The organism is Haloferula sp. BvORR071, assembly GCF_000739615.1.
Taxonomy (GTDB): Bacteria; Verrucomicrobiota; Verrucomicrobiia; order Verrucomicrobiales; family Akkermansiaceae; genus Haloferula.
On sequence record NZ_BATP01000002.1, the window covers coordinates 79,871 to 94,386 of the forward strand.

4 protein-coding genes are annotated in these 14,516 nt (G+C 62.6%); 3 read left to right on the plus strand and 1 reads right to left on the minus strand.

Going from position 1 to position 14,516, the window contains the following annotated elements; all coding sequences use genetic code 11:
* Position 1: 1 nt before the first annotated feature.
* Together BV071_RS01050 and BV071_RS01055 are read left to right on the plus strand one after the other, a co-directional pair.
* On the plus strand, positions 2-877 hold the full coding sequence (locus BV071_RS01050; protein ID WP_052572726.1) for a peptidylprolyl isomerase: 876 nt from the start codon (positions 2-4) through the stop codon (positions 875-877).
* A gap of 22 nt (positions 878-899) precedes the next feature.
* A complete protein-coding gene (locus BV071_RS01055) occupies positions 900-12,062 on the plus strand; it encodes a filamentous haemagglutinin family protein (RefSeq protein ID WP_035600950.1) in 11,163 nt (3,720 codons plus the stop codon).
* Positions 12,063-12,228: 166 nt separating this feature from the next.
* Here the strand turns inward: BV071_RS01055 and BV071_RS01060 are convergent, their stop codons facing one another.
* Positions 12,229-13,902 (minus strand): DUF5722 domain-containing protein, encoded by a 1,674-nt coding sequence (locus BV071_RS01060; protein WP_265593913.1) that lies wholly within the window; start codon positions 13,900-13,902, stop codon positions 12,229-12,231.
* A 176-nt stretch (positions 13,903-14,078) separates the two neighbouring features.
* Here BV071_RS01060 and BV071_RS01065 point away from each other — a divergent pair.
* On the plus strand, positions 14,079-14,516 hold a 438-nt coding region (locus BV071_RS01065; RefSeq protein WP_265593914.1), incomplete at its 3' end, for an alpha/beta fold hydrolase.

Genomic DNA, 14,516 nt, shown 5'->3' on the forward strand with positions numbered 1-14,516 from the left:
TATGAAACTCCGTCTAATCGCATTTATTGCAGCGGCCAGCGCTGCCGCCTACGCCGATACCGCCACGCTCGGGAAGATCGGTGATCTCGAACTGAAGACTGACGAAATCCGCGAGGCGATCGCGGGGCTCGAAGCGGGACAGGACGCAGCTCTTTCAAAGGATCCTGCCGCGCTTGGCCAGTATGTGCGCGCGCTCTTGATCCAGCGCCTGGTCCTCAAGCAGGCGCAGGAGAAGAAGTGGGACCAGGATCCGGAGGTGGTGGCCAAGCTGGTGCGTGCGCGCGAAGCGGCCCTGACTGAAAGCTATCTGGAATCCGTCTCGAAGGTGCCTGCTGACTTCCCAAAGGATAGCGACCTGCAGGCAGCCTATGAGGCGGCGAGGCCTTCGTTGCAGGTGCCGAAGTCCTATCGTCTTGCCCAAGTCTTCATCGCTTCCGCCAAGGATGCCGACAAGGCCACGGCGGACAAGGCCAAGACGAAAGCCGATGCGGTGGCGAAGAAGCTGAAGGAGAAGAATGCCGACTTCGCCGCGATCGCCTCCGCGGAGAGCGATGAAGCCGCCAGCAAGGCGCGGGGAGGGGAGATCGGCTGGGTGGCCGAGGCCCAAGTGCAGCCGGAGATCCGCGAGCGACTGCCGAAGCTCGCCGCAGGAACGATCTCCGAGCCGCTGAAGCTGGATGACGGCTGGCACATCTTGAAGGTGCTCGATGCCAAAGAGGCCCATACGCCCACACTCGATCAGGTGCGTGAGCAGTTGACCGTGCAACTCCGTGCCGAACGCGCCCGCCTCAACCGCCAGGAATACCTCGCCCAGTTGCTGAAGGATCATCCGCTCGCGATCAATGAGATCGAGCTCGCGAAAGTCCTCGGCAAGTAACTAAGCCCGCCACGATCCACTCATGACCGCCGACCACTCTCTCCGCAGCTCCCTGCTTCACACTGCTTTCCGCATGACCTTGGGCATGTCGGTGCTGATGTCGCAGGCATCGGCGGACATCCTGCGTGGCGGCGGTAACGCGGGGACCGCACCACCCGCAGCAAGCCCTACGCCCGCGGGCGGAACCACGCCCGCGGCGACCAACCAGGCCCGGGCGAACGCGACCGACACCTTGGCGCGCACCACGCAGGCGCTGAACTCGGTACGGGCCATGCAGGCCGCGGCCCGCGCAAACGCGATCAACGGCGCCAACAATCTCGGCAACAATCCGCTTACCGGGCAGCCTCTCCCGAATGTCCCGGATGGCTTGGGGAGCGGCGGCCTGAAGGTGGATGGTCACGTGGCAACGGACATCTCTTGGTGGCAAGGCGCAGAGCTGCCGACCCAGACGACAAACGGGGCGAAGGTGGATGTCACCGTGAAGCAGACCGCCCAGCAGGCGTTGCTGAACTGGGAGACCTTCAACGTCGGCAAGAACACCACGCTTACCTTCGATCAATCAGCGGGAGGCTCGAATGCCCGGCAATGGATCGCCTTCAACAAGGTAAACGATCCAACCTCGAATCCGACCCAGATCCTCGGCAGCATCAAGGCCCAAGGGCAGGTCTACATCATCAACCGCAATGGCATCATCTTCGGTGGCTCAAGCCAGGTGAATACCGGCGCGCTCACCGCCTCAGCCCTGCCGATCAATGACGAATTGGTCGCGAACGGCCTGTTGAACAACCCGAATCAGGCCTTCCTTTTCAATGGTCTCGGGCAAGGCCCGATCGGCGATATCACGGTGCAAGCGGGTGCGCAGATCTCCACGCCGGTGAGCGCGGATGGCAATGGCGGCCGGATCTTCCTAACCGGTGCGAATGTCACCAACAATGGCACACTGAGCTCGCCCTCCGGCCAGGTCATCCTCGCGGCCGGCCTGCAGGTCGGTGTCGCGGCACACAATAATTCGGATCCTTCCTTGCGCGGTCTGGATGTCTTCGTTGGTGCGGTGACGGATCCGGCCTCCGCGCTCTCACCCTACGCCGGGACGGTGACCAATAACGGCCTGATCGAGATCCAGCGCGCTAGCGCGATGCTGACCGGCAAGACGATCCAGCAGAATGGGGTGATCGATAGCACGACCTCGGTCTCTCTCAATGGCCGCGTGGACCTGCTCGCGAACTACGATGCCGTGGGTAATCCCGGCTACGTGGCCTCGAATCCGAACACCGGCAGCGCCTTTGTCTGGCGCTCCAGCGGGAATATCACCTTGGGCGGAGACAGCGTGATTCGGATCACACCGGAAACCGCTAGCACTGCCACGGCGATCGGCACCCAGCTCGCCCTGCGCTCGCAGATCAATATCCAAGGCAAGAACATCCACCATGCCGAGGGCTCGATCCTGCTCGCTCCAAATGCGATCGCCTCGATTCAGGCCGGTAGCTGGGCCTTCATCGATTCACCGAACCTTCCCGCCTCCACCTTCTATTCCACCGGTGGGCAGGTCTTCCTCGACAAGGGCTCGGTCATCAATCTTGCAGGAACCACGGATGCACTCGCCTCCGTGTTGCAGAATATCATCACGCTCGAGCTCCGCGGCTCGGAGCTTTCGGTCGCTCCGGTGCAGCGCGATGGTGAGCTCCGCGGCGAGACCATCGTGGTCGATCTCGGCAAGACCGGCACCTATGACGGCCGCGAGTGGGTGGGCACGCCGCTTGCCGATCTCATCGGTTACCTCGGCTTGGTGCAGCGGGATGTCGCGCAGCTCACCACGGCAGGTGGCACGCTCTCCATTTCAGCGGGCGATGCCGCAGTGGTAAGGGAAGGCTCGGTCATCGACGTGTCCGGCGGCTGGACGAATTTCCAAGGCGGCACCGTGGCGACCACCCGCGTGATCAGTAATGGTCAGATTGTCGATATTTCGGAAGCCACACCTGATCAGGTTTATTCCGGTATCTACACCGGCAGCTCCTCGGTAGTTCACTCGAAATGGGGTGTGGTAGAGAGCTTCAACCGCGCCTTGGCCCCTTCAGGCTCGCGTTATCAGGAAGGCTACACGCAAGGGGCCAACGCGGGCTCGGTGACGATCACTGCACCATCGATCGTGTTGGATGGCACCCTGCGCGGATCCACCGTGGCCGGTGGCAACCAGATCCGTAACCAGCCCGGCTCCAGCAATCTGCCGGATGTTGCGAAGCTCGCGCTCCACTTCCGCGGCCGCGAGAATCTTTCGCCGAACTACTTCGCCACCTATCCGGATGCCCTCGATATCGTCTTCAAGGGAGGAGTCGATCAGGCGGACGTCCCTGAATTCACCCTGGATAGCAATGGCAATGCCGGAGCACTCCCGGCGGAGCGGCAAAATCAGGTCTACCTTTCTCCCGATCTCCTCACCTCCAGCGGATTCGGTCATCTCGATGTCACCAATGAGAATGGATCGATCACGGTGGCGGAGGGACAGAATCTCACCGCATCCCCTGGTGGCTCGATTAGCCTAACAGCCTCGAACATCGATATTCGCGGTAGTGTCACCGCGGCAGGTGGCTCGCTCTCCTTCACGGCGCTCAATATCTCGCCTTATGATGCGGCTGTCGCGCTGTCGAAGCCGGTTCCCGAGGTGCCGGCGCTGCGCCCCGGCCGGGGCATATTCACCTTGGGCGAAGGTGCCACGCTGAGCACCGCAGGCCTGATCACGGACGATCGTAGCGCCTCATCCTCCAGCACGCCGGCAATTCCCGATGGCGGCAGCATCAGCATCAGCGCCTACTCGGCAAACCTGGGCGAGGGGAGCTTGGTGGATGTCTCTGGCGGCTACGCCATGAATTCGGATGGCAAGGGTCGCTACGGCAATGCAGGATCGATCTCCATCCTCACCGGCAAGGATCCGCGCGTTAGTTCCATTCTCGGTGGCACGCTTTCGCTGGGTGGTACGCTGCGCGGCATCTCCGGGGCGAAGGGCGGCAGCCTCAGCTTGCAAGCGGGCGCAATCCAAGTCGGTGGCCCACCTGGGCAAGCCGGGGTCTATCATCTCGATCCGTCCTTCTTCAATCAAGGTGGTTTCACCAAGTTCAATCTGCAGGGACTAGGCGGTCCCGGCCTCCCCGCGGTTTCCGTGGCACCGGGAACCATCATCGAGCCGATTGCGAAGCGCTTGGCTGTAGTGGCGAATTCTCCCGGCGGGGGACTCCTCCTCGGTGAGTATGAGACCGTCCACGGCCGCGCGCCAGAAGTCTCGGAGCGCCAGGCGGTGAGCCTGAGCTTCCTCTCGGAAGGCGTCCGCGATGCCGCCACCGGGCTGTTGCTCTACCGCGGCGACGTGGTGATTGGTGAAGGCTCCGTCATTCGCACGGACCCCGGCGCCAGTGTCGAGGTCCGTGGCAGCACCGCCACCGTGCTCGGCTCCATCCTTGCGCCAGCAGGCAGCATTCGTGTGTCGGGCAGCTCGAATACCAACGCGGCCTTCGGCGATCCCAACCAAGCCTTGGCCACGACCTACCTTGGCTCTAGCAGCACCCTCTCCACCGCGGGCACCGTTGTGCTGAAGCCCGATGCCTACGGCCGCCGTATCGGCAGCGTGCTCGGCGGCGGCAGTATCAATGTCTCCGGAAATATCGTCGCGGCGGCTGGTGCACTTCTGGATGTCTCCGGCACCAGTGGCACCCTCGACGTCGATCCCTCGGTCGTCGTCTCCAATCCGGTCACCAAGCTCCCGAACACCGGTCTGACCAGCAAGCCGCGGGTTAATCAGACCGTGGCCGTCCAGGTCGATAGCAATGCGGGCACCATCACCCTTTCCGGCGGGCAGTTCCTCTATTCCGATGCCACCTTGCGCGGCAATGCCGGTGGGTCCTCGGCGGCTGGGGGCTCGCTGTCGGTTTCCTCGGGCCGTTTCTACGGCGTCGCGGATACCCCCGTGCCGTCGGATATCACGCTGACTTTGACTCAATCGGGACCAGTCCTGGCGAATCCCATTTCCTCCAGCCCCATCGGCCATGTCGTGAATGGCTCGCTCGGTTCAGGCCATGGCTTCTTCGCGGCAGATTCCTTCCAAAATGGCGGCTTCGATTCCCTGACTCTCAGCGGCGTGTTAGAGACCCGCGGGCCGGTGACCATCGACGCCCGCGGCAGGGTCAGCCTTGCGAACCAGGGCATCCTCTTCAACGACTCCAGCTTCACGATCCGTGCCGGTGCCGTCGCCCTCGGCACGGCCTTTCGCCCGCCCTCGCTGCCGGCGGAGGAGACCAGCCCGATCCTCTACAACGGCCAGCCCTTCATCATTCCCGCAGTACACGGCAATGGCACGCTCGATATCGACGCAAGCCAGATCGACGTCGGCAGTCTCAGCCTGCAAGGCACCGGTCGCGCGAATCTGGTGGCCGAGGATGGCGATGTCCGCGGCAATGGCACCTTCATTATTGCCGGTGACCTCAAGCTCCGCGCAGGCCAGATCTACCCCACCACCGCGAGTGAGTTCAACCTGATCGCCTACGATTACCAGAACGCCTCCGGCTCGCACAAAGGCTCGATCACCATCGAGGCTTCCGGTAGCCGCTCGCTGCCATTCTCCGCCGGCGGGAAGCTGGGCATCTACGCCTCCACGATTCACCAGGCCGGTGTCCTTCGGGCACCCTTCGGCACCATCAATCTCGGCTGGGACGGTACCGGCACAGCCCCACGCGATTGGTTCACCGGCAGCTCGCGCCCCTTTCCGGTAACCACCGATCTCACGCTCGCCGCGGGTAGCATCACTTCCGTTTCTGCGGTCGATCCCGCCACTGGCAAGGCCTTGGTGCTGCCCTACGGCTATAGCCCGGATGGCACCGTGTGGATCGATCCTCGCGGTGTCGATATCACCGCAGGTGGGCTTCCCGAGAAATCGATCACACTTTCCGGGGGCAACCTCGTCCAAGAGTCCGGCTCGACCGTCGACCTCCGTGGTGGCGGTGACCTGTATGCCGACCGATGGGTCTCCGGCCTAGGCGGGCCGGTTGATATCCTCACACAATCTAACAGCTATGCCATCGTTCCATCCTACGGTGCCGAGTATGCGCCCTACGCGCCTTACAACAACTCCACCTCCGAAGCGAATCTGATCCAGGATGCGTCTGGCTACACCAATAGCAGCCTGGGCGTGGGCGACCGCATCTACTTGGAGGGTAGCAAGACCCTTGCTGCGGGCTACTACACCTTGTTGCCCGCACGTTACGCGCTATTGCCCGGGGCCGTGCTGGTCACCGCCAGCCAGGCCGGGGGCATGGGTTCGCTGGAAGTTCCCGGCGGCGCGAGCGTCGTCAATGGATACCGCTACAACTCCCTTGACCCCGGCCGCACCGCTCCTCAAGTCAGCACTCGCTTCGAAGTGGCCTCCTCCAAGGTCGTGCGCCAGCGCGCGCAATACTTCGATTTCCTTGCGAATACCTTCATCAAGCAGAGCGCCGCTACCCTGAATGCACCGGTTCCGGTCCTGCCCACGGATTCCGGCTACCTGCGCTTTCAAGCGACGCAGTCGATGGACCTCGCGGGCTCGGTCGCCTCGAAGTCGATCAGCGGCGGCCGCGGTGCTGCGATCGATATCAGCACCCAGCTCGATACCTTCATCTCGAATGGCATCACCAGCGGCGGAGCGGGAACCATCACTTTGGATTCAGCCGCGCTCAATGGCTTCGGAGCGGAAAGTCTCCTCATCGGTGGAGTCCGCACCCGTGGCACCGACGGTACCACCGCCGTCACGGTGAATAGCGGCAAGATCACCGTCGACAACGACGGATCGACGCTGGCCGCGGAAGATCTCATCCTCGCAGCCAAGAGCGAGCTCACCCTCGCTTCCGGCGCCGATCTTGCCTCCACGGGCAGCGCGAAGTCGAATGCCGAGACCCTTAAGATCGCCGGCGACGGCGCCTTGGTGCGCGTCTCTGGAAATCCTGCGGCCACCGTCCTGCGCAGCCGCAATACCTCCTCGGCCACGCCCCTTCTGAGCGTTGGCGCCGGAGCGAGCATCACCGGCGGATCGATCACTCTCGATTCTACCGCCCGCCTGGCCGTGGATCCCACCGCCTCCCTCGCTGCGAGTGCCTATACCTTCGGCGCCGGCCGCATCAGCCTGATGCTCGATCCGAATGCGGCTCCTCCTTCGGGCACTAGCCTTGTCCTCAATAATAGCTTCCTCGGCACCTTGGGCGCGTCGTCTTCACTCGGGCTGCTAAGCTACTCCTCCATCGATCTCCTCGGAGCAGGATCCTTCGGCTCCAGCTCGCTGACAAATCTTACTCTCAGTGCCGGCGAGATCCGCGGCGTGAATCAAGGCAGCGGCACCGCTCGATTGATCGCAAAGGACGTGCTGCTTCAGAATCCGAATGCATCCACCGCCGCCAGCCCTGGCTCGGCCTCCGGCTCCTTGGAGATCCTTGCCGATACCATCCGCCTCGGCAGCAATCAGATCGCGCTCAATCAATACTCGAATGTTCGTCTTGCCGCCAGCCGCGGCATTATCGGTGAGGGCAAGGGCGGCCTTTCCACACAGGCTGCACTTACCCTTGATACGCCCCGCCTCACCGGGGCCGCCGGTGCTGTGCGCAGCATCACTGCTGGCGGTAGCCTCCTGCTGAGCTCCACGGGTGCTGCGACCAGTGGTCTGCTCAACGGCGGTGCCGGATCCACGCTCACTCTGACTGGGTCATCCATCACCGCAGGCAGTGAAGTGCTTCTCGAAAGCGGCAATCTTTCCCTTCATGCCACCACCGGCAACTTGCTGGTGAGCGGCAAACTCGATGTTTCCGGCAATCGCCGCGTCTTTGGTGACGCGATCCGCTACTCATCGGCGGGCAATATCCAGCTCAGTGCGGATACCGGCAATGTCACGGTCGCCGCGCCTGCCATCCTCGATCTCTCAGCTCAGCCGGGTGGGGGAGATGCGGGATCGCTTGCGATCTCAAATCCGGCCGGCAGCTTCACACTCCTGGGCACCTTGCTCGGTAGCAGTGGGCAGGGTGGCAAGGATGGCAGCTTCTCCCTGGATACCTCGGCGCTGCCCTCGCTCTCCGGCCTCGCTGCCAGCCTCCGGCAGTCTTCCTTCACGGGTAGCCAAGAGTTCCGCGTGCGCAGTGGCGATGTCACCTTGGACGGCCTCTCGCTGGCTCGCGACTTCACACTCTCCGCCGATCAAGGGGATGTCACAGTGACGGGCACAATCGATGCCTCCGGGGCGACTGGCGGCAGCATCCGCCTAGTGGCAAATGGCGATCTTGTTCTTGCTTCCGGTTCCCGTCTTGACGCCTCCGGTGCCGACTTCAGTAGTGCCGGCAAGGGCGGTACGATCACGCTCGAGGCCGGAGCTTCACGCGATGGCGTGGCGGGTCCCGGTGCTCTCGACCTGCGCGCCGGGTCATCAATCGATCTCTCCGTCGCGGCAGAAAATTCGGGCAGCGCCGCGCTTGGGAAATTCGGTGGCAAGCTCCATCTCCGCGCCCCGCAGCTTGGCAGCGACCTCGCGGTCAATTCCCTCGACTCCACCGTCACCGGTGCCTCGTCGATCCTGGTGGAAGCTTACAAGATCTACGATCTTACCAGCACCACCGGCACGATCACCACTGCGATTCAGAATCAGATCAAGGCCGATGGTGAGGCCTTCCTTGGAACCTCTGGCACTGCCAGCGCGGCCTACACCACGATCTCCAACCGCCTGCTAGCGCATAATCCCGGTCTCGCTTCGATTCTGGTGCTCGCGCCCGGAGCGGAGATCATCCACCGCACCGGGAATCTCACGCTTGGCTCTTCCTCCTCCACCAGCACCTCGGATTGGAATCTCGCAAACTACCGCTTCGGCGCGAAGAGTGCCGCCGGGGTGCTCACGCTGCGGGCTGCCGGGAACCTGACCTTCTTCAATACCATCAGCGATGGCTTTGCCACCGCCGCCTACAACTCGCTGCTGCTTCCTGCCAACGCTCTGCTCCCAGTCAATACCCGCAGCTACTCCTACAGACTGGTCTCCGGCGCCGATTTCAGCGCTACCGATTTCGGCCGCACTCAGGCGCTCGAATCGCTCGCCGCCAGCTCCGGTTCTCTGCTCCTGGGCAAGAATAACACCAGCAACTTCTCGAATAGCAACGGCTCTAACAACAATCCTGGCAACAGCGCCACGACCGCCCTCGCTCTGACCAATCGCTTCCAGGTCATCCGCACCGGTACCGGCGATATCGATATCCATGCTAGCCGCAGCGTGCAGCTCCAGAATCAATTCGCGACAATCTACACCGCCGGCACGGTCGTCGCCGATCCGACGATGGGGGGCAGCTTCGATGTCCCGATCCTCGATCAGACCGGCGGCAATATCACCCTGGGCGCAAATCAGCAAACGCCCTCCTATCCCGCCCAATACAGCATGGCGGGCGGCAATGTCTCGATCTTCGCGGGACTGGACATCGAGCATATCTCGCGCACGAACCAGAACCTCATCATCGCGGACTCCCAGCGCGAACTCCCGAACAACTGGCTCTACCGTCGTGGCTATGTTGACCCCGTCACCGGTCAATTCGGCAGCTCCCGTTACGGCGATGTGGCCTCCACCACCTGGTGGGTCGACTTCAGCAATTTCTTCCAGGGCATTGGTGCTCTGGGTGGCGGTGACGTCACGCTGGTGGCCGGACACAACGTCAACAACGTGGACGCGGTCATCCCGACCAATGCCCGCATGCCGAAAGGAGCGCCCAATGCGACCAAGATGGTCGAGCTCGGCGGAGGTGACCTTATCGTCCGCGCCGGGAATAGCATCGATGCCGGCGTCTACTACGTGGAGCGCGGCCACGGGTCGCTGGCGGCTGGCGGCAGCATCGTCACGAATTCCACCCGCTCGCCCTCGATCCCTCAGCTCGGTGGCACTGCCAATACCTTCGATTCCAATACCTGGCTCCCCACCACCTTGTTCCTCGGTAAGGGCGACTTCGATGTAACCGCACTGGGCGATCTGCTGCTCGGTCCGGTCGCGAATCCCTTCCTGCTGCCGCCGGGGATCAACAACACCTTCTGGCAGAAGTCCTACTTCAGCACCTATGGTAAGGATAGTAGCGTCAGCGTTTCCTCGGTGGGTGGCTCCGTCACCCTGCGTCAGGGCGCGACCCTGCCGGCGTCCGGCGCAGGCAGCATCACGCCGCTCCTCTACGCGTGGATTGATCGCCAGCAGATCCTTCGTTCGAATCCCGCCTCCGCATCCTACTATCAGCCTTGGCTGCGTCTTGCGGAGACCTCGGCAGATCCCTTCCGGACACTGGTCTCGCTACTCCCTCCGACGCTGGATGTGACCTCCTTCGGCGGCGATATCAATCTTGCGGGCAACTTGACCCTGGCCCCATCCGCCACCGGTAACCTCGAATTGCTTGCGGGCGGAGCGATCAACGGCCTGCAGCGGAATGGCCGCGTGAGTTTCAACGGTACCAGCACCTCCTGGGGCAGCTCACGCATCAATGTTTCCGACGCAGATCCGAATGCCATTCCGGGCATCGCTTCGCCCTTCGGCTACACCGCACTGGTGGGGCTCGACCTGAACCAAGCCCGCTCGACCCGGGGCAACTTCCTCGAGTCCGTGAACCGTCTCTTCCGCGAGACCGGTGCCACCGAGGGCTCCCAGGCGATTCTCCAGGTGAAGCAGGCACTACACGCTTCCGGGCTGCTGCATAGCGACGATGACGAGCCGCTCCGCCTTTTCGCCGGCAGCGGCGATATCTCCGGGCTCACGCTCTTCTCGCCAAAGGCCGCGCTGATCTATGCCGGCCGCGATATCACCGATGTGGCGTTCTATCTCCAGAATCTCCACGCCAGTGATACCAGCGTGGTGGCTGCGGGGCGAGACATCATCCCCTCGAATGCAAATTCACTGCTACGCCTGCTCGCTACTGCCACGGGCAACGTGGTCAATAACGACAGCCCCGCGAATGCCGGTGACATCCAGATCTCCGGCCCGGGAACGCTCCAGGTTCTGGCCGGGCGCAATCTGGATCTTGGGACTGGTGCCGAACTCGCCGATGGCACAGGTGCTGGCATTACCAGCATCGGCAACGCCCGCAATCCCGGGCTATCGGCTTCCGGAGCAAACCTGATCGTCGGCGCAGGCATCTCCGACGCCACCTCGCTTGCAGATAGTTCGCTTAACTTCGCCGCCTTCATCACGCGCTACGTCGACACCCCGGAAGGAGAAGCCTACCTGAAGGAACTCGCCCCCGGCGTGAACTTCGCCTCGCTCGACGATGAGGAGCAGGCCCGTCTCGCACTCGGGGTCTTCTATCTGATCCTCCGCGATGCCGGCCGCAACTACGCGACCACCGGCAACTACGACACCGCGACGGAGGCCATCGAACTTCTGTTCGGCAAGAGTCCGGTGCCGGGTGACATCCTCACCCGCGGCCGCAGCATCCGCACTACCCGCGGTGGTGCCATCAATCTGCTCATGCCGGGCGGGGGCCTGACCCTCGCGAATACCGCCATCGGCAACCCTCTCTCGCCGCCCGGGATCATCACCGAAAGCGGCGGCAATATCTTCACCTTCGCCAAGGAGGACGTGAACATCGGCATCGGCCGTATCTTCACCCTGCGCGGTGGCAATCAGGTGATCTGGTCCACCGATGGCGACATCGCGGCCGGCTCTTCCTCCAAGACGGTCACCTCCGCACCGCCCACCCGCGTGCTCATCGATCCCCAGAGCGCTGCGGTCCAGACCGACCTCGCTGGCCTCGCCACCGGTGGTGGCATCGGCGCGCTGGTCACCGTGGCAGGCGTGCCCCTCGGCGACGTCGATCTCGTCGCCCCGAAGGGCACCGTGGATGCTGGCGATGCAGGCATCCGCGTCTCCGGCAATCTCAACATCTCCGCGAACCAAGTGGTGAATGCCGGCAACATCTCCGTGGGCGGCTCCAGCAGCGGCACCCCGACCGCAGCTTCCGCCCCGAGCGTGGCTACCGTCACTTCCGCTGCAACCACCGCCGCCGCGGCATCTGCCGAAACCACTCCCGCCCCGACCTCAGCAGTGAAGGATCCTGAAACGGCTCCTGCGATCGAAGAGATTGCCTCCGACATCACCGTCGAGGTGCTTGGCTACGGCGGCAGCGACGATGACGAGGAGGAGGAAGAGACAGCCCCCGAAGGGACGGGACAATAACCGGCTCAATGAAACTGGGTGCGCTGGCTTTAGCCGGCTTGGTCGGTCGGTGAATCCATTCTAACAGCCTTCGCTACCCAATTCCCTCCAAGAACGACTCGTCGGACAACCTTGGTTGCGTCAAGAGGGCGGGGCAGCGGCTCACAATCCAGACGGAAACTCCATTCTACCGGATCTCCTCCCGGTGGATGATCTCTCCCCAGCTCTTGATCCCAATCGTCTTCAAATACGGCTCTGCCACCTTGTCTTCCTCCTTTGTCCCGAAGGCCTGATAGAGGAACCAAATCGGCTTCTTGCCCAGGGGATCTCCTTGCTCATCCCGGAACTTCCGCAACCCGATCTTCAGCCCGCCCTCATGCCGGTTGTCGATCCAGTTGTGGTAGTCCCATACTTGAATCGAAGATAGCGCCGCCATCTTCTTCCATGCCAGAGCCATGCCTGCGGCCTGGCAGGCGAGTTGCTCCGCGGAGTAATCCCGAGAGTTGAACCCATTTTCCGTCAAATGAACCGGTCGCATCTTGCCGCGATACTGCAGCGCGGGTTGCTTCATGTAGGCATCCAGCACCTCGAGGTTCTTCGGTGTGATCTTCTCCGTATTGAAGCTGAATGTTGCCTGGCCATCCTCCCAAGTCCGGGGATTGGTCAGATCCTGGGGGTAGGGGTGGTAGGCCAGTCCCCAGGGAAACTCACCCTCGGTACGCCCGAAACCTTGCAACAGCTCTAACAGGCGTTTCGAGCCGTACCATTTCGCCAGCCCTTTATTGGCCCAGTGCTGGGTCAGCGAGATGAAGGGCCGGCTGTTCGGATCATACTGCCGCGCGATCAGGTCCATCATCCGCATCGAGCGCTGATAGAGATCCATGTAAACGATGTCCGGCTTGTCACCGGCGTTCGTCCACTCCCAGCCGGCATCCACTTCGTTGTGCATGATCCAGTGGTGGACCCGCCCATACTTCCCATCCGGCCGCGACCAGCGCTCCGCCATCAGGTTGAGGGCTGCACCATAGAGCGCAACACCCTCCTCCGTCGTGAGATTGGGCATCGCAAAGGTGCCTTCCTTGGTGGCATCGGGATGCCCCATCACCTTCACCACCGGATTGCTGTCCTTCGCTGGATTCGGGATCAGGAGGATTGCCGAAACCATCACTCCCTGCTTTTCCGCTTCGCGGAAGGTGTTGTCGAAGCCCTCCAGTGCTTTGTCCTGCGCATAGTAGGTCCGGCCCCGCCATTCGAAGGCCGTCTTGCCGTCGCCGGGACTCAGTGAAACTAGGGAATGGACCATCACATTCACGGTCACCGCCGAAATGCCGAGCTCCTTGATCTCATCCGGTAGTGTCCCGATGCCCCAGCCGCCCAGCCCCTTCTTGCTCTTCAGCGTCGCCGGCGGCAATTGAGGTGAACGGCAGCTCACTTCATCTGCATAGTGCGCTGCGGAAAGGGGAGCGCCGTCCGCCTTGCCGATAATCTGCCAGCGTGAAAGCAAGCGGTCATAGTTCTTCTCTCCTCGTGGCTTCTTCCGGGGGAGATCGATCGCAAAGCTTCCATCACCATTCGGGTGGATCGACGTTGTATCCGCGTCTTTGGGCTGTTCTCCGGCTTCCGTCTCGATCGGAATTTCTACCAGCCCGCACTCCCCGCTACCGGCAGGCAATGTGCCAGCCACATGGATGGTCGTCCCCTTCACTTCCACCTCCCGTATTTTGGCGGGGAAGGATTGCTTCAGGTAGGCCTCCATCCGTGCAGCCAAGGCCTCCTCCGCACCTGAGCTCAGAATAGGAAGCAACGCCACCAGCCCAACAATGATGGTCGTAGCGCGGTGGCCCGGGAAGTGAAACGGCATGCTATAGGTAAGCATTCTTGCAGGGCGATCATTCACGCATGACAAGAAAGCGTCGGGGAATTTCCACGCTTGTCCTACTGGATCTCAAATGCTGAATTTTCAGCATGAGTTCGCGACCGAAGATAGGAGTTTCCCATGCCTTGCTGTGCGGCTTGGCGCTATCTTGCAGTTCCTGCGTGACCCGCCGCGCCGCGGACATCCTCACCATCCCGCGCCGGGCCGATGATGCCGCGCATTGGGAGAATGAGACCAAGCTCAAGCCGCAGCACTTCGAGGTGGTCGCGAAGGATGGTATCAAGCTTTCCGCCTACACCCTCGATCCCTCGCCCAGCGCCAAACCGCGGGGCACTGCCTGGCTGCTCCATGGCCTGGGAAACAGCAAGGAGCAGATGCTGCCCGTGGCCAAGAAGCTCTCCGCCGCAGGCTTCCGCTGCGTGGCATGGGACAGCCGCGGCCATGGCAAGAGCGGGGGCCAGCGCGCGACCTTCGGCAGGCTGGAGGTCGATGACGCCTTGCGGGTGATGCAAGCGGCCCGTGAGATGCCTGACCGGGTAAAAGGCCCCGAGGTCATCTGGGCCTATTCGATGGGCACCGCGGTCGCCCTGCAAGCGCTA